Raw genomic sequence first — 16,853 nt, forward strand, 5'->3', positions numbered from 1 at the left:
GACCCGATATCGGAATACCTATACTCTATCGTGCTTGGTGCGTCGGCACATCCATTTCGGACTAGTCTCGCTGGCGGCGCACGCGCGGTGACTGCGGTCATTACACAGAAGGCGAAAGGTACTCTTTGAAGCCGTCGTTCCAGATCCACGGCGAGGATCATGTTCGCTTCCTATGCGGCGAGATGGACCTTGTTTCGCCGCAAACCGGTTCGGCGAAAACTGACGTCAGTCATATTCTGCTGATCATACCGGTTGGAGAGCAAGGGCCGATCGGCATCTTCGACCGCTTTGCGCATGAGCTGAGCCTAAAGAATGAGCTTGATCCGTCATGGGCGCTTATCCCGCTGGAGCTGCGGCGCATGGGCGATGTCACCGCCTTGGCGCTGGCGGATCAGGGCGGGGATTTCCTGGCGAACATTCTCAATGGACCTATGGAGACAGGCCGCTTCCTTCAGCTCGCGATCAGCATCGTCAAGGCCGTGCACTGCATGCACCGGCGCGGTCTCGTTCACAAAGATCTCAAGCCGTCCAAAATCATTGTGGACCTGCCGGATGGTGGCGCGAGACTAACTGGCTTCGGTATCGCGAGCTGCGTCACCCGCGAGCGGCAGGCGCCGGCTTCGCCCGAGACCATTGATGGAACGCTGGCTTATATGGCGCCGGAGCAAACCGGCAGAACCAATCGCTCGATCGACGTCAGAAGTGATCTCTACGCACTTGGCGTCACTTTCTATCAGATGGCTACGGGCGAGCTGCCTTTTGCAGCGAGCGATGCGATGGAATGGATCCATTGTCACCTCGCGCGGACACCAGTCGCTCCGGACAGGCGCGTAAAGACTGTTCCGGCCTTGCTTTCGCAAATCATCATGCGCCTTCTCGCGAAGGCGCCGGAGGATCGCTACCAGACTGCGGGCGGGCTGGAACGGGATCTCGAGTTCTGCCTCAGGGCCTGGGCGGCGCGGGGCGGTATCGACGCATTCGATCTCGGCCGCCAAGACGCACCCGATCGGCCGCTGATACCCGAAAGACTATATGGGCGCGACAGCGAACGCGCGATTATCGCCGCTCGCTTCAACCAAGTGACGGAGCAGGGATGCCCCGAACTTCTGCTTGTCAGCGGGCCTTCGGGTGCGGGCAAATCGGCGTTGGTGCATGATCTGCCCGAAAACGTGCTGTCATCGGGCACGTCATTCGCGTCAGGAAAATTCGATCAGAACCAATGTGACATTCCCTACGGCACGTTGGTCGAGTCTCTCCATCAATTGGTTCACGCTTTGCTTTCCCAGAGCGACGCGGGGCTTGCCCAATGGCGCCAGTCCTTTGCCGTCGCGCTAGGCGCCAACGCGCGACTGATGACCGACCTAATCCCGGAATTGAAACTGATTATCGGTGATCAGCCGGCGGTTCCGGATCTGCCATTGGCACAGGCACAAGTGCGCTTCCGGTCGACGTTCCAGCGCTTCATCGGTGTCTTCGCCCGTCCTGAGCGTCCCTTGATCCTGTTTCTGGACGATCTGCAGTGGGTCGATGCCGCGACGCTCGACCTGCTCGAGGATATATTGCTCCGACCGGAGCTCTCCCATCTCCTTCTGATCGGCGCATATCGGGATAATGAGGTGGAGCCGGGTCATCCGCTGTCGGCGCGCATCCGAGCAATTCAGGCTGCTGGCGGCAAAACGACCGAGATGACGATCGCGCCCCTTGGCTTGGAACCTGTCGAGGAGATGCTGGCAGATGCACTACGTACATCCGGCGGGGACGTGCAGAGCCTAGCCAGGCTTGTGCATCGCAAGACCGCGGGCAACCCGTTCTTCATCATCCAGTTCCTCTCCGTGCTGGCTGACAATCACCTGCTTGTCGTCGATCACCAGCAGGCGCGTTGGTCATGGGATGTCGACCGGATCGAGGCGCAGCACCACACCGATAATGTTATCGATCTGCTCGTGGAGAAGCTCGTTCGGCTGCCGAAAGAGGTGCAGGTCGCGTTGCGGATGATGTCCTGTCTCGGCAATTCGGCGGATCTATCCACGTTGGCGATGATCTTGGGCATCGACGGGGATCAGGTCGAAACATTGCTTATGCCGGCCCGGCAACTGGAGCTGATCGAGCGCCTTTCGGGAACGTATCGGTTCTCCCATGATCGCATTCAAGAGGCGGCTTATTCGCTGATCCCGGAGGCGTTGCGGCCCGCCGCGCATCTCCAGATTGGCCGGCTCATGATGGAGCAAATGTCCAGTGCGGCGCGAGAGGAGGCGATCTTCGACATCGTCAACCAATTCAACCGCGCAGCGGGCCTGATTCTCCCGACCGAGGAGCGCGAGACGCTTGCCGAAATAAACCTGATGGCGGGTAACCGTGCCAAGGCCGCTGCCGCTTATGCCTCTGCAGCTACCTATTTTGCGGCAGGCGCGGCATTGTTGACAGACCAGACGTGGTCGGCGCGACCGCACCTTTCCTTTACCCTGACTTTCAATGCGGCCGAGTGCGAATTTGCCGCGGGCGATCCTGACCGTGCCGAGCAACGTCTTGCCGCGCTCTGCCCAAGAATGACGAGCCTGGCACAATCGGCCGCGGTGTCACGCCTGCGGGGCGAGATCTACGTGACGTTGGGTAGGCATGATGACGCCTTGGCGGTCGGCCTCGAATATCTGCGGCAGATCGGCACCGACTGGTCGGCCCACCCTAGCAATGATGAAGTCCAGGCGGAATATCGCGAGCTGCGCGACAGGCTTGCCGGGTTGGATGTCCAATCGCTCGCTGATTTGCGACCGGCCTCCGATCCAGCCGTGGCTGCGACGATGGAAGTCCTGCTCCAACTCGCACCGGCGGCCTTGGCAAGGGACGTCAATCTCTTCTGCATCACCGTGTGTCGCATGGCGAACTTGAGCCTAGAAAAAGGTAGTAGCGACGAATTCCAATTCGCCTGCGTCTGGCTGGGCTCGGTATTGGGCCCCTATTTTGGTGATTACGATCTAGGCTTTCGGATCGCGAGTCTTGGCCTGAAGCTTGTTGAAGAGCGTGGGCTGGATCGCTTCCGGGCACGGGCCCGCCTTCTCCTAGGGGCCCACATTAACCCCTGGTCGCGCCATGTGCGCAAGGGCCGTGAGATGGTTCAACGCGCCTTCAGCGAAGCGAGTGATGTCGGCGACGTCATGTTCGCGGGCTATTGCTGCTGCGACCTTATCACCATTCTCCTTGGTGCCGGCGAAACGCTGGATGCCGTTAAGGTGAACGCGGAAGAAGGGCTGCAATACGCACGGGATCATCACTACAGTTTCGTCATCGATTTGATCGAGCCGCAACTGCAATTCGTCCAAGGACTGCGCGGCGTGCTCCCGTCTTTCGGGCGTTTGGATGGGGAGGGTTTCTCCGAAGCGCTGTTTGAGCAGCGGATGGATGCACCGCCGCTGGTGACGTGCTGGTACTTCATCCGCAAGCTTCAGGCACGTTACTTTGCCGGATCCTATCATGCGGCGTTGGAAGCGGCGGAAGAGGCCCTGCCCATACTTTGGACGGCAACCCCGACACTGGAGATCGCCGATTATCACTTTTATACCGCGCTGACGCGCGCCGCGCTCCACGATGAAGCACCGCCAGGGGATCGCGCGAGCCATCGCGATGCAATTCCCGACCATCATAGACGGCTTGCCGAATGGGCGGAAAACTCGCCGGAGACATTCGGGAACCGTGCCGCGTTGGTAGGGGCGGAAATGGCCCGCATCGATGGCAATGCGCTTCAGGCGATGCACCTTTACGAGCAGGCGATCCAAGCTGCCGAAGAGCATGGGTTTACGCATATCCAGGCGCTTGCCAACGAACTAGCCTCCCGCTTTTACGCGGCGGAAGGGTTTGAAACGATCGCGGCCACATATCGGCGTGAGGCGCGTCACTCCTATCTGGGCTGGGGCGCCATCGCCAAGGTGCGACAACTTGATCGCGGCGCGGCGCACTCCGCCGATCTTCAGGTCTCCAGCGCGACCAGCACCGTCGCCTCGCCGGCCGAAAGCCTGGATCTCACCACCGTGATCAAGGTCTCGCAGGCAATCTCCGGCGAGACCGCGCTGGACCGCCTGGTCGATACGCTCATGCGCACGGTGATGGAGCATGCCGGTGGCGAGCATGCCGTGCTGCTGCTGGCGGATGGAGACGGATGGCGGGAAGAGGCACATGCGCTTGTCGAAGCCGATGACATCCTTGTGCGCTCCCAAGAAGACGGCGCTTTGAACATCCCGTTGCCGCGATCTCTCCTGCGCTATGTCGCACGCGTGAAGGAAAGCGTCATTCTCGAGGATGCCCTGCTCCCCAATGCGCTCTCCGGAGATCCCTACTTCAAGGGGCGCTACGTTCGATCCCTACTCTGTCTTCCGCTTATTAATCGCAGTAACGTGATCGGCCTCCTCTATATCGAGAATAACCTGGCGCCCGGCGTCTTCACCAGTAGTCGGCTGGCCATTCTCAAGCTGATCGCGCTGCAGGCGGCCATTTCTCTGGAGAATGCTCGCCTTTATCAAGATATTGCAGAGCGCGAATCTAAGATCCGGCGTCTGGTGGAGTCGGATGTCATCGGCATCGTTATCTGGGATTTGGATGGACGTCTGGTCGACGCCAATGATGCTTTTCTCAGCATGCTGCAATGCGACCGCGCCGATCTGAAGGCCGGGCTGCGATGGTTCGATATGACGCCGCCCGAATGGCAGGATAAGCATATCCAGGAGGAGGCTGAGGAGCTTCGCACCACCGGCGCAATGCGGGCACGCGAGAAGGAGTATTTCCGCAAGGACGGAAGCCGAGTACCCGTTCTGATCGGTGCCGCGGTTTTCGAGAGCCAACCCAATCAAGGCGTCGCCTACATACTCGATTTGACGGATCTCAAACGTGCAGAGGCGGAGGCGCGGGAGAATGAGCAGCGGTACCGCGAGGCTCAGACGGAGCTAGCACACGCTAATCGTATCTCTACCTTGGGCCAGCTGACCGGTTCGATCGCGCATGAGGTCAACCAACCGATCACGGCCACGGTTACGAATGCGCAGGCCGCCTTACGCGAGCTGCGCAGCGCCGCGCCGGATATGGCTGAGATTGAGGATGCGCTGGACAGCATCGCCAAGGACGGCATTCGCGCTGGCGAAATCATCGCCCGCATTCGCGGTCTTGTGAAGAAATCCCCGCCCAGCGAAGTCTTGCTGGATTTGAACGACCCCATCAGGGGCGTGATCGAACTCACGCAGGCAGAGGCGGCAAAGCATGCGATCAGGGTCGTCACGCACTTTGCCGAGGGCTTGCCCGCGATCTTTGCCGATCGGGTGCAGATTCAGCAGGTGATGCTCAACCTCATCGTCAACGCGGTGGAGGCGATGACGGAGGCGGGGATGTCCGGGGGCGACCTTGTGATCAGCACCGAAAGGGCGCCCATGGGAGGCGTTCTGGTCAAGGTTGCGGACAGCGGACCGGGCCTCACATTGGACGAACCAGATCGGGTTTTCGAAGCGTTCTACACGTCGAAGACGAGCGGGCTGGGCATGGGGCTGTCAATCTGTCGCTCGATTATCGAGGGCCACGGAGGACGGATCTCGGCGAGCGCCAACATGCCGCGGGGCGCGCTTTTCCAGTTCACCATACCTGCCGCCGTGCGGCACAGTCTTACCCCCCCGACGACCGCATGACCTGTTCGATGAAGCTGGTTAACACCTCTGCGTCGAACGGCTTGCTCAGGACGCATATCGCTCCTGCTGCCAGTGCCCGTTCACGATTCCTGTCCTCCGCGAACGCAGTGATGAAGATCATTGGGATATGACGGCCCTGCGCGATCAGACGCGCTTGCAGGTCCAGCCCGCTCATGCCCCGCATCCGCACGTCGGAAATCAGGCATCGCGTTTCGTCCAGCAAAGTCGAACCCAGAAAATCCTCGGCTGATGCAAAGCTTTGCACCGCATAGCCGCAGAGCCTGAGCAGCTTGGTCGTCGCGCCGCGAACGGAGTCGTCGTCATCGACGATCGATACCAACCCCTGATGCAGCATGTCGCGCATGTAGCCTATCCCAATGCCACGCGGAAAACCAAACCAAGCATGAGTGCGTTGTGCATTGTGAACTTGGACTTGCCCGTCTGCGCGTTACGGCCGACGTCAGGTCTGCAGAGGTGACGGGTCGGAACCCCGCACTTTCAGACTGTCCGCCATTCTTACAAGCTCTGCGATCGAGCGGGCATCCATCTTCCTCATCACGTGCCCGCGGTGCATCTTCACCGTCATTTCGCTAACGCCAAGTTCCCACGCAATCTGCTTGTTCATCAGACCGTCGGTTGCCAGCATCATCACATCGCGCTCGCGTGCGGTGAGCGATGCGAACCGCACGCGCAGCCGATCCAACGCCTTCGACTGCGTGCGGCGCGCGCGATCCAGCTCGAGCGCCGCCGCGACGGCGTCCAGCATGTCCTGGTCGCGAAAGGGCTTCGTCAGAAAGTCCGACGCGCCCGCCTTCATGGCCTGCACCGCCATCGGGATATCGCCATGCCCGGTCATGAAGATAATCGGGATCTGAGTTCCATTCCGGGCTAACTCGGCCTGCAAGTCCAGGCCGCTACGTCCTGGCAGCCGGATATCTAGGACAAGGCAGCGCGGCGCATCGGGAAGCTCGCTTTGCAGCAGTTCAGCGGCCGAGCCATAAGTTTGAACCTGCTGCCCGACCGTCCCGAACAGGCGGCGCAGCGCGCCGCGGATCGAGGAATCATCTTCAACGACAAGGACGATCGGCTGTTCGGTCGCCGAGCTTGGAAAAGGGGACTCGGCTTCTGTCATGTCAGCTCCGACCGAATTGTGGGCGGAACGTTCCTGTCTGACAAGTTTCGTGAATTCCATAACTGCCACGCTTTACGCCCAATTTCCGCCGTGAGCATCGTCGGTGCTGTTCGCGGAAGGGCTCGCGGGCGCTTCCGTCCTCACCGTGCGGGCTCCTCTGCGAACCATGCATGCTATGCGCTCCGCGCCGCCCCCATGGTCTTCTGGATCATGTGCTCGCTGCCTCGCCGGATATTGGATTTTGGTGCGCAAGTGGAACGTGCGTGCTGCCGCGGCGCGGCCATTGCGGAATCGATGCTGCTGCAGGCGGCCGGCGTGCTAGCGACTCCAAGCAGCAGAAGAAGGACGCGTGTCCGCCCTTGCTGCGGGGCTTGGAACGGCCCGCCCTGACCAAAAATGGTCATAGTCTCCCACCCATCCGTCTGGGATGTCGCCACTTAAGTATGGCGGTGAGCGCCCTGGAGTTGAATGGCGCAGTGCCCATGCCACCGCAATGATGGATGTCATGGCAGGCCCTGTTTTGGCTTGTCGGAGATTTGAAATGGCGATCCATCATCTTCGATCCATATGCGGGGGGCAGGGCGCTGAACGGCGCGCGCCGCACGGCGCATGACCATCGCAGGTCAGCAACAGGCGCGAGGGTCCGAACCGGACGTGCCAAGCCGCGGCGACGCGCGGCGGGACATTCGCTCGACGTCTCAGATGCCGCCGCGCCAAACCATCGATCGAGACAGGGTCGACAATCTGCTCGGTCAGGCTCTCAGCCTGCTGAGCAAGGATGGCGAAGCGGCCCGCCGCTACATTCAGATGGCGCGACAGCTGATCGATGGAGGCGGGGCTTGTCTTCCCAAGGGCAGGTCGCTGTTGGCGGACTGGCAGGTGCGGCGCACCAAGCATTTCATCCACGAAAATCTGGCGACCAAGCTCCGGATCGAGGCCGTGGCCGCGTCCGTGCGCTTGAGCGCTAGCTACTTTTCGCGAGCGTTCAAGGCGACGATCGGCATGTCCTATTCGGATTATGTCACGCAGGTTCGCATCGACGAATCCAAGCGGCTTCTGGTCGAGTGCACGTTGCCGATATCAGAGATTGCTCTGGTCTGCGGCTTTGCGGACCAGTCCCATTTGACGCGCTTGTTCCGACGGCTCGTCGGAGCGCCACCAAGTGCATGGCGGCGCGAAACATTATGCGCTTTGGGATCAAAGGCAGTGTTTCCAGATGACGGAGCAATAATTCCACTCAATCGGGAGAGTTGTAGATAATCTAAAGTATCGTATCGCACGACCTGGGTTTATCTTCCTGATTTGATCTCATTTGGCGACAAGATAGATGCGCAAGCATTGCGCGTACCTTCCAGAAGGAGTCGCTGCGAGGATGCCGATAGTCCATATGGTCTCTGAAGCCGGGCAACGGTAGGATCGCGACGCTCCGCTCATCGGGGATCGTCATAATGAAATACTGGCTAGATCATATGCCCTCGCAGGTCGCGGCGTCGCTTGTCCTGCCCCTGCTCTGCGGCTTCGCGACGCCCGCATCGGCGCAGCAAACGCCCTATGACCAGATCAACACGGCGGCTGCGGAGTCTCCGATCACCGTTACAACGCTGCGGGGCGGCGTCACGCTCTTACAGGGCTCGGGCGGGAACATGCTTGCGATCGCCGGCGCGAAAGGCCTTCTGACCGTCGAAGACGGAATTGCGGTGTCGCAAGCGAAGATCCAGTCTGCGCTCCGGCAGGTTGGGGCGGGGCCGATCACCTACGTCATCAATACCCACTGGCATTGGGATCACACCGACGGCAACCGCTGGGCCAACCAGAATGGCGCGACCCTGATTGGCCACGTCAACACGGCCAAGCATCTCACGCAGACGATCCGCGTCGTCGAATGGGGGCACACCTTCCCGCCGCAGCCGGCAGGCGGCCGGATCGCGATGTTAGTGGGTCAGGAGAAAATGATGGCCTTTGGCGGCGAGACGATCAGGATGCGCCACTATGCACCCTCGCATACCGATGGCGACCTGTCCGTCCATTTTCAACGCGCCGATATTCTCGCCACGGGCGACACATGGTGGAACGGCCTTTACCCCTTCATCGACTATGTCGCTGGCGGCAGTATCGACGGAATGATCCGCGCGGCGAACGACAACATTGCGATGGCCGGACCTGATACGATCGTCATACCCGGGCACGGTCCGTTAGGCGGCCGTGCCGAACTGATCGAATATCGCGACATGCTTGTCGGAATTCGCGGGAATGTCGCTGCGTTGAAGCATCAGGGTAAATCGTTGGAGGAAACGATCGCGGCACAGCCGACAGCAGCCTATGATGCAAAATGGGGCCAAGCCATCATCAGCCCCGCGCTATTCACGACATTGGTCTATCGGGGCATCTGACAAAGTCGCAGCCGGAGGCCGTGCCTTCCTCCGTCCAGCAGCTGGCTGAGCGGCGCATCGTGCCCGGCGCCTGAATACAGGCGCCGGGCAGGGTAAATCAGACGCGGGTCAGTGCACTCCTGCGCTTTCGAACGTTTCGACCAGCAGTTTGCCGGATTTCACGAAGTGCCTTGGCTGCATGAGATTGTGCTGGGCCGCCATATGGATGTCGCGCAGACGCCGTTGAAGCGGAGAACTGTCATACATGACCGCGCTGCCGCCGAGGGCGAAGAGCTCGTCTACTGCCCGCCGGCACTGATTCACCACCCAGATCGCGCTCTGGCTGCCTTCTACCAGAAGCGCATCCGTGGCCAGCGTCTGGTTCTGCGCATGCTGCCAATGGCTCTGTGTCTGATTCTGGAGCACCGCTTCTGCCGCCCGGATATCGGCGTGAACTTTGCCAAGGTCGCGCTGAAACGCCTCGGTATCCCGCATCGGCGCTGCCGCGCGCTGCTGTCTCCGGCCACTCGCGGCAATGGCGAGAAGATCGTTCAGCGCGCCTTGCGCAATACCCAACGACACCGCGGCGTGGAGCAGGGCGATCATGTGCGGCACGCCCGCATAGAGCGGGCCCTTCTGCCATGGCTGCGTACCCTCGATGTCGAAGATATCTATCTCCGGATCGAGCGGGGTGTTGAGCACGATGTCGTCGCTGCCAGAGCCTTTGAGGCCGGGCACATGCCACGTATCCAGGATTGTCCACCGATCCGCCGGAAGCACAACAACGCGGACCTTGTGCGGCCCCGCCTCGTCCCCTTCGGTCACCAGTCTGCAGAATCCCAGCATCCAGGTCGCGTGGTGACACCCGCTGGCGAAGGGCCAACGCCCCTTCCCATGCCACACCCCACCGCGCTGTTCGATCACGCCGAGAAGCTGCGTTGACCCCGCGATGATCGCATTCTCATCAACGCCATAGATGCTCTGGAACGCCTCGCGGGGCAGCATCGTGGCGAACAGCGCCGATCCCGCACCGATCATGGTCGTCCAGCCGACCGATGCGTCGGCGCAGCTTAGCCGACGAACCGCATCGATAATCTCCGGCAGATCGAGTTCCAAGCCGTTATGCTCCTCCGGCACGAACATTTTGAAGATTCCGGCCGATCGCATCTGGGCGATGACGTCGTCGGGTATGCGACGCATCGCCTCAAACTCCGCGGATCGCGCGGGGATGGACGCGATCAGATCGTTCAAGGCGATGGCGAAATCGGTCGGGCTGGCTGCGGTCATGATACCTCCGGTACGCGCCTACGGTGTCCCAGGTTCATTAGGGTGGATTCAGGCTGCAGCGGGCCGGCAAGGCGTTACTCTTGAAATTGGAAGGCTCGGTTCCCCGGCCAGATAAGGCGATCTGGCGCGTCGAGGGTCCGGCCGCGAGGCGTCCGCGCCTTCAGCGGATGATCGGCTGCTTCACCGACCTGCTTGCTCCCGTGCGGGCTTCCGGTAGGGAGGGGCGATGACGGACAAGTCGGCAATCGAACGGGCTTTTGATCTGGCGCGATCGGGCCATTACCGCAGCGTCTCCGAGATCGTTCGCCGGCTATCGCCTGACGATCGCGCTGCTGTGGAAGCGCATCTCGCGCAGCCGTCTGCCCGACGCGAGCTCATCCTGATGTGCAGCGACGCCTGGTTGGCGAGCGGCTGACGGGCCGGTCGCCCCGTCCCTCGTTCGACCCTCTGTGGTCGACCTGGGGACGGAGGCGGTCATCGTGGTTCGTTGAAAAACGTCAGAATCGATAGCCGATCGTGCCTTGCACGGTCCGTCGGCTGCCATACCAGCACCAGCCATAATTGGCGTAGCAGGAGGTAAGATACTTCTTGTTGAAAAGGTTGGTCGCGTTGATCGAAACGCTCAGGCCATTCAGGCGATCGGACACGCCGGCAAGATCATAGCGCACCAGCGCGTCGTACACGGTGTACGATGGAGAATAGCGGGCGATCCCGTCCGACGGGGCGATCCCGGCATAGACGGGCGAAACGTGACGGACCGCGCCACCCAGCGCCAATCCTTCCAGCGGCCCCTGCTTGGGCGACCATTCCAGGTTGGCGGACATATTGCCCTTGCCCACGGTTTCCAGCGATTTGCCGACCCGCGCCAGATCCGCATCCTCCAGCACCTTCACCCGCTGACGGCTGAACGCGAACCGCCCGTTGAAGCCATAAGGCAGGGGAAGGGTGGCTTCGACCTCGACACCGGTTGATCTTACCTTGCCCGATTGAAAAGAGATGTTCGTAAGCGGGTTCGGCGTCACCACGTCATTCTGGATGATGCGGAACCAGGCGGCGGTGACGAGGATGGCGGTTCCCGGCACCTGATATTTGGCGCCCGCTTCCAGCTGCTTGCCGGTGGAGGGTTTCGCCAGGCCGGTCGTGCCATCCGGATTTGCCACGATCGCCGTCTGCGGCTGGAATGAGGTGGCGTAAGAGACATAGGGGGCAAGCCCCATGTCGAACTTGTACAGCGCGCCCGCACGCCAGGTGAATTTGCGGTTCTTCTGTGCGTCGGGCAGCACCGTATCCTGCGCGTTGGTGCCTAGGCCGTTGGCGATGCGCGTCCAGTCTTCACGGCCGCTCAGCGTGACCCGCAACCCGCCCCAGGAAAGCTCGTCCTGCGCATAGACGCCCTGCTGGAGCGATCGCACATTGTAATAGCCGCCGAATGGATTCGGCACTTGTGCCGGGGTGCGGGGCACCGCGATCGTGCCATAAACCGGGGCATAGACATCAATCGAGGGCGCCGTGCCGAACGCGTACAATTCGCGCGCATGCAGCAGCTGGCGGTCATAGCCGATCAGGATATTGTGCGTGATCGGCCCGGTGTCGAAGCGGCCCGTCAGCTGATTGTCATAGGTCCATGCATTCAGCCGCTCGCGCGTGGAGTAGCTTGCCCGGGAATAGAGGCGTTGCGCCGTATCGTCGGGGTCCAATCCACCGGACACGTAGATCAGGCCGAGCTTCGACGTAATCCGCTGCAGGCGCCCGGACGCGCGGAATGCCCAATTATCGTTGAATTGGTGGGTGAAGATGTAGGTGCCCGCCGCCTGCTCGCGCGCATAGCGATTGCCCGCTTCTCCGCCATCGAACTTGCTGCTGATCCGGCCATTCGGGTTGGGGATCAGAGTTCCCAGCGATGGGAACACGCCATAGGTGCCATTATACGGGTCGTGCGAATAATTGCCGAGCAGGGTCAGGGAGGTCTTGCCGCCCGCGCCTACCGTCACCGCGCCGGAGATCGTCTGTCGCTCGCGCTTGCCGAACTTCTGTTGGGTATCGGCGCCATTGGCGCTGCCATAGAGCCGCCAGAGAACGCCCGGCGCGGCGCGCCCGCCAACGTCCGCGTCAAATCGATAGAGATTGAAAGTGCCATAGGTACCCGAGGCCGCCCCATAGAGATCACGATCCAGCGGGAGTTTGCTGGACTGGGCGATGATGCCGCCGGGCGTGGATTGCCCGTACAGCGTCGATGCCGGGCCTTTGACAACCTCGATCCGGTCGAGGCGGGAAATGTCGGTCTGGGCCGAGGCGTAGCCGGTCGGGCTGGTGAACTGCCGCAGCCCGTCCAGATAGATCAAGGCATCGAAGCCGCGCAGCTTGAACAGGTCGTAAATCTCTTCGCTCGCGCCGCGCTGTTCGGGCGTGACGCCAGCCACGAAGCGCAGCGTCTGATTGAGATTTTGCAGTCCCAGGCCGGCAATATCGGACGCACTGATGACCGAGATCGATTGAGGAGTTTCGGCAAGCGGAACGGTGCTCTTGGTGCCGGCGCTTGACTCGGTCACCGGCCGTGAGCCGGTGACGACGATGACGCCGGTATCCTGATCAGCATCCGTCGCGACATCGGCCGCACAAAGCGGCGCCGTGACAAGGACGGTGGATGCCAGCAGCCACCGCAAAGCATAAATCTTCATCGTCTTCGAATCTCCCTGAGGAGGCTCCGGTAGATCAGTTGATAATGACTATCAATAGCGTGCTGTGGTTCGGCTACATGTCTTCGCGGCGCGCCGAGATGGCGCGCCGCGCGGACGGCTACCAGTTGTACAGGGTTCCGTCTTCCAGGCGGTTTACCGGCAGGAAGGCGCGCTTGTAGGGATATTTGGCGGCGAGCATTTCGTCGAGGTCGACGCCGAGGCCGGGCCTGTCGCCGGGGTGCATCATGCCGTCGGTGAAGCTGTAGGCATGGGGGAAGACCTCATCCGTCGCTTCGGTGTGGCGCATATATTCCTGCACGCCGAAGTTCGGCACCGAAATGTCGAAATGGAGGGCTGCCGCCATGCAGACCGGCGACAGATCGGTCGCGCCATGGCAGCCGGTGCGGACCTGATAGAGGTCGGCGAGCGCCGCGATCCGGCGCAGATGGGTCAGGCCGCCGGCATGGACCACGGTCGCGCGGATATAGTCGATCAGCTGGTTCTCGATCAGCCCCTTGGCATCCCAGATCGAGTTGAAGATCTCCCCCACGGCGAGCGGGGTGGTGGTGTGCTGGCGGATCAGGCGGAAGGCATCCTGGTTCTCGGCCGGTGTCGCATCTTCCAGCCAGAAGGGGCGATAGGGCTCCAGATCCTTGCCCAGACGGCCCGCCTCGATCGGGGTCAGGCGGTGGTGGATGTCGTGCAGCAGGTGGACGTCCCAGCCCAAAGCCTCGCGCGCGGCTTCGAACAAAGGCACGACCGAGCGCATATATTTCTCGCTCGACCAGACATTCTCGGTCGGCAGATCGGCGTCGGCCGGCTCGTAGAAATAGCGATCCTTGGAGACGCCGTAGGTGGAGGCAAGGCCGGGCACGCCCGACTGGATGCGGATCGCCTTATAACCCTGCTCCTTGTAGAGCAGCGCATTGTCGATCGTCTCGGCAATGTCCTTGCCGTTGGCATGGCCATAGACCATCGCGCCCTCGCGGCTGGCGCCGCCGAGCAACTGGTAGACCGGCAAATTGGCGATCTTGCCCTTGATGTCCCACAAGGCCATGTCGACCGCCGCGATCGCGGTCATCGTCACCGGCCCACGCCGCCAGTATGCGCCCTTGTACAGATACTGCCAGATATCCTCGATCCGGTGCGCGTCGCGCCCGATCAGGCAGGGGACGACATGATCTTCCAGATAGGACACGACCGAAAGCTCGCGGCCGTTGAGCGTCGCATCGCCGAGGCCGTACACGCCCTCATCCGTCTCGATCTTCAGCGTCACGAAATTACGCCCCGGGCACGTCACGATGACGCGGGCAGATGTGATCTTGGGCAAAAGCCTCTCCAAAAAAGAAGCGGACGCGCGGGGCGGCCGCCGGTTACGCTTACTCCGTCCTGGCAGCGCGACATCGCCAAAGCCTTGGCGTCGCGCCTTTATTGTTAGCGCTCCCATGATATAGCGGCCCCCGCCGAGTCAATCGGGCACGCGTCTGCGTGACGACAGCCTACCGTGAAGGAAGAGGATTCTGCCGATGCGCATTTCGCGCCTGTTGCTTATGCTTTGTGCCGCGATTGGCCTGGCCTCCCCCGTGTTCGCCGACGACGGCTATGATCTGTGGCTGCGCTATCGGCCGCTGCGCGGGGCCGCGCTGACCCAGGCCGAAGCCCATGCCAGCGGGATCGTTGCCGGGGATCAGCCCTCGGCGACGCTGGCCGCCGCGACAGGCGAGTTGCGGCGGGGGCTGAGCGGTTTGCTGGGCCATCCGGTCGGCAGCAGCGAGGGCAATGGTACGATCCTGATCGGCACGCCGCGCAGCCTGCCCGCCATCGCCCAGTTGCGGTTGCCGCTCGGCAATCTCGGGTCGGAAGGCTATCTGATCCGCAGCGTGACGGTGGCAGGACGGCCGGTGACCGTCATCGCCGCCAATGACGATCGCGGGCTGCTCTACGGCAGCTTCGCCTTGCTGCGCCTGTTCCAGACCGGCGCCTCGCTCGACCGGCTCGACATTGCGTCCGCGCCCAAGCTGATGCTGCGCGTGCTGAACCATTGGGACAATCTGGATGGCCATATCGAGCGCGGCTATGCCGGCAATTCCCTGTGGGATTGGTGGAAGCTGCCCAATTATGAGGATCCGCGCTACACCGATTATGCGCGCGCCAACGCCTCCATCGGAATCAACGGCACGGTCCTGAACAACGTCAATGCCGCCGCGGCGAGCCTGACCCCCGACTATATCGCCAAGACCAAGGCGCTAGCGGATGTGTTCCGCCCGTGGGGGATCAAAGTCTATTTGTCGGCCCGTTTCACGGCGCCGATGGAGATTGGCTGCCTGAAGACCGCCGATCCGCTGGACCCGGCAGTCGCGGCCTGGTGGAAGGCCAAAGCGGACGAGATTTATCAAGCCATTCCCGATTTCGGCGGCTTCCTGGTCAAGGCCAATTCGGAAGGCCAGCCCGGCCCGCAGGATTATGGCCGTACCCATGCCGATGGCGCCAATGTGCTGGCCGATGCGGTGCGCCCGCATGGCGGCATCGTGATGTACCGCGCCTTCGTCTATGCGGCGCAGGACAGCCACACGGTCGATCGCACGAAGCAGGCCTATGAAAGCTTCAAGCCGCTGGACGGTCAGTTCGCCCAGAATGTCATCGTGCAGGTCAAGAATGGCCCGCTCGATTTCCAGCCGCGGGAGCCGGTATCACCGCTGATCGGCGCGATGCCGAAGACGCCGCTGATGCTGGAACTGCAAATTACCAAGGAATATCTGGGGCAGGCCACCCACGCCGCCTATCTCGGCCCCTTGTTCGAAGAGGTCTTGCGCTGGGATACGTTCGCGAAGGGCCGTGGCACCACCGTCGCCAAGGTGTTGGAGGGCGAGCGCATTTCCGGCATCGCCGGCGTCGCCAATATCGGCAATGACCGCGACTGGAGCGGATCGACCTTCAACCAGGCCGATTGGTACGCCTTCGGCCGTCTGGCCTGGGATCCGGAAGCTTCGGCGCAACGGATCGCGGAAGAGTGGGCGGCGATGACGTTCACATCCGACCCGGCCTTCGTGAAGCCGATCGTCCAGATGATGATGGCATCGCGCGAGGCGGCGGTGAATTACATGACGCCGCTCGGCCTTGCGCACATCATGGCCACGGGCCATCATTATGGCCCCGGCCCATGGGTAAACAACCTGGCCCGCGCCGAGTGGAACCCAGTCCATTACCATCAGGCCGACGCGATCGGCATCGGCGTGGACCGGACGGCGCGCGGCACCGATGCGATCAGCCAATATGCGCCGCAGATCGCGAAGGTGTTGGCCAATCCCAAGACGACGCCGGACAGTTTGCTACTGTGGTTCCACCATGTGCCGTGGGACTATCGCATGAAATCCGGCCGCACGCTGTGGGACGAGCTGGCGCTTCATTATCAGGCCGGCGTCGATCAAGTGGTGGCGATGCAGCGTCAGTGGCAGGCAGTGAAGCCGTTCGTGGACCAGCAACGCTTCGAGAAGACGGAGGCGTTCCTCGCCATCCAGCTGCACGAGGCGGAATGGTGGCGCGACGCGTGTCTGGCCTATTTCCAGACCTTCTCGAAACGCCCCCTGCCGGCAGGCGTACCCGCGCCGGCACATCCGCTAAGCTATTATGAGGCACTGGAATTCCCTTACGCACCGGGGCATTGACGTTCCGCCAACGAACGGGCCCGGGCGAGAGCCGGGCCCCGAGACCGACGGACCCTGACCGC

The 16,853-nt window shown here is 61.8% G+C and carries 10 protein-coding genes; 5 read left to right on the forward strand and 5 right to left on the reverse strand.

Features of this window, described 5'->3' with window-relative positions; translation table 11 throughout:
* The first annotated feature begins 125 nt into the window (after positions 1 to 125).
* On the forward strand, positions 126 to 5,660 hold the full coding sequence (locus ACOJSI_RS08270) for a trifunctional serine/threonine-protein kinase/ATP-binding protein/sensor histidine kinase (RefSeq protein ID WP_420137795.1): 5,535 nt from the start codon (positions 126 to 128) through the stop codon (positions 5,658 to 5,660).
* On the opposite strand, the gene ACOJSI_RS08275 is transcribed toward ACOJSI_RS08270, so the two are convergent.
* Both ACOJSI_RS08275 and ACOJSI_RS08280 read right to left on the reverse strand, forming a co-directional pair.
* The gene (locus tag ACOJSI_RS08275; RefSeq protein WP_420137796.1) at positions 5,638 to 6,024 is read right to left on the reverse strand and encodes a response regulator transcription factor; all 387 of its coding nucleotides are present in this window, start codon (positions 6,022 to 6,024) and stop codon (positions 5,638 to 5,640) included. The two genes, ACOJSI_RS08270 and ACOJSI_RS08275, sit on opposite strands and share 23 nt — an antisense overlap.
* A gap of 96 nt (positions 6,025 to 6,120) precedes the next feature.
* Positions 6,121 to 6,792 (reverse strand): response regulator transcription factor, encoded by a 672-nt coding sequence (locus tag ACOJSI_RS08280; protein WP_420137797.1) that lies wholly within the window; start codon positions 6,790 to 6,792, stop codon positions 6,121 to 6,123.
* Positions 6,793 to 7,401: 609 nt separating this feature from the next.
* On the opposite strand from ACOJSI_RS08280, the gene ACOJSI_RS08285 reads away from it, so the two are divergent.
* Complete coding sequence (locus ACOJSI_RS08285) at positions 7,402 to 8,052, forward strand: helix-turn-helix domain-containing protein (protein ID WP_420137798.1); 651 nt, start codon at positions 7,402 to 7,404, stop codon at positions 8,050 to 8,052.
* A 188-nt stretch (positions 8,053 to 8,240) separates the two neighbouring features.
* Entirely contained in the window at positions 8,241 to 9,182 is a 942-nt protein-coding gene (locus ACOJSI_RS08290; protein ID WP_420137799.1) for an MBL fold metallo-hydrolase, read from the forward strand.
* Between the two features lie 108 nt (positions 9,183 to 9,290).
* Here the strand turns inward: ACOJSI_RS08290 and ACOJSI_RS08295 are convergent, their stop codons facing one another.
* Positions 9,291 to 10,448, reverse strand: coding sequence for an acyl-CoA dehydrogenase family protein (locus ACOJSI_RS08295; protein WP_420137800.1), 1,158 nt, complete (start codon positions 10,446 to 10,448; stop codon positions 9,291 to 9,293).
* A gap of 226 nt (positions 10,449 to 10,674) precedes the next feature.
* On the opposite strand from ACOJSI_RS08295, the gene ACOJSI_RS08300 reads away from it, so the two are divergent.
* Positions 10,675 to 10,863 carry a hypothetical protein gene (locus tag ACOJSI_RS08300; RefSeq protein WP_420137801.1) on the forward strand — a complete coding sequence of 63 codons (189 nt, stop codon included), beginning with the start codon at positions 10,675 to 10,677 and terminating at the stop codon, positions 10,861 to 10,863.
* An 82-nt stretch (positions 10,864 to 10,945) separates the two neighbouring features.
* Here the strand turns inward: ACOJSI_RS08300 and ACOJSI_RS08305 are convergent, their stop codons facing one another.
* Complete coding sequence (locus ACOJSI_RS08305) at positions 10,946 to 13,126, reverse strand: TonB-dependent siderophore receptor (protein ID WP_420137802.1); 2,181 nt, start codon at positions 13,124 to 13,126, stop codon at positions 10,946 to 10,948.
* Between the two features lie 118 nt (positions 13,127 to 13,244).
* Positions 13,245 to 14,456 carry a D-mannonate dehydratase ManD gene (manD, locus tag ACOJSI_RS08310; RefSeq protein WP_420137803.1) on the reverse strand — a complete coding sequence of 404 codons (1,212 nt, stop codon included), beginning with the start codon at positions 14,454 to 14,456 and terminating at the stop codon, positions 13,245 to 13,247.
* A gap of 196 nt (positions 14,457 to 14,652) precedes the next feature.
* Here manD and ACOJSI_RS08315 point away from each other — a divergent pair, with 196 nt between their 5' ends.
* The gene (locus tag ACOJSI_RS08315; protein ID WP_420137804.1) at positions 14,653 to 16,791 is read left to right on the forward strand and encodes an alpha-glucuronidase family glycosyl hydrolase; all 2,139 of its coding nucleotides are present in this window, start codon (positions 14,653 to 14,655) and stop codon (positions 16,789 to 16,791) included.
* The last annotated feature ends 62 nt before the right edge of the window (positions 16,792 to 16,853 follow it).

The sequence above is a fragment of the Sphingomonas sp. genome (assembly GCF_048595155.1).
Classification (GTDB): Bacteria; Pseudomonadota; Alphaproteobacteria; order Sphingomonadales; family Sphingomonadaceae; genus Sphingomonas_I.

Coding starts and splice junctions, on each gene's coding strand:
- ACOJSI_RS08275 (WP_420137796.1), bottom strand. CDS start 6,024: ATGCGCGACATGCTGCATCAGGGGTTGGTATCGATCGTCGATGACGAC.
- ACOJSI_RS08280 (WP_420137797.1), bottom strand. CDS start 6,792: ATGACAGAAGCCGAGTCCCCTTTTCCAAGCTCGGCGACCGAACAGCCG.
- ACOJSI_RS08285 (WP_420137798.1), top strand. CDS start 7,402: ATGACCATCGCAGGTCAGCAACAGGCGCGAGGGTCCGAACCGGACGTG.
- ACOJSI_RS08290 (WP_420137799.1), top strand. CDS start 8,241: ATGAAATACTGGCTAGATCATATGCCCTCGCAGGTCGCGGCGTCGCTT.
- ACOJSI_RS08295 (WP_420137800.1), bottom strand. CDS start 10,448: ATGACCGCAGCCAGCCCGACCGATTTCGCCATCGCCTTGAACGATCTG.
- ACOJSI_RS08300 (WP_420137801.1), top strand. CDS start 10,675: ATGACGGACAAGTCGGCAATCGAACGGGCTTTTGATCTGGCGCGATCG.
- ACOJSI_RS08305 (WP_420137802.1), bottom strand. CDS start 13,126: ATGAAGATTTATGCTTTGCGGTGGCTGCTGGCATCCACCGTCCTTGTC.
- ACOJSI_RS08315 (WP_420137804.1), top strand. CDS start 14,653: ATGCGCATTTCGCGCCTGTTGCTTATGCTTTGTGCCGCGATTGGCCTG.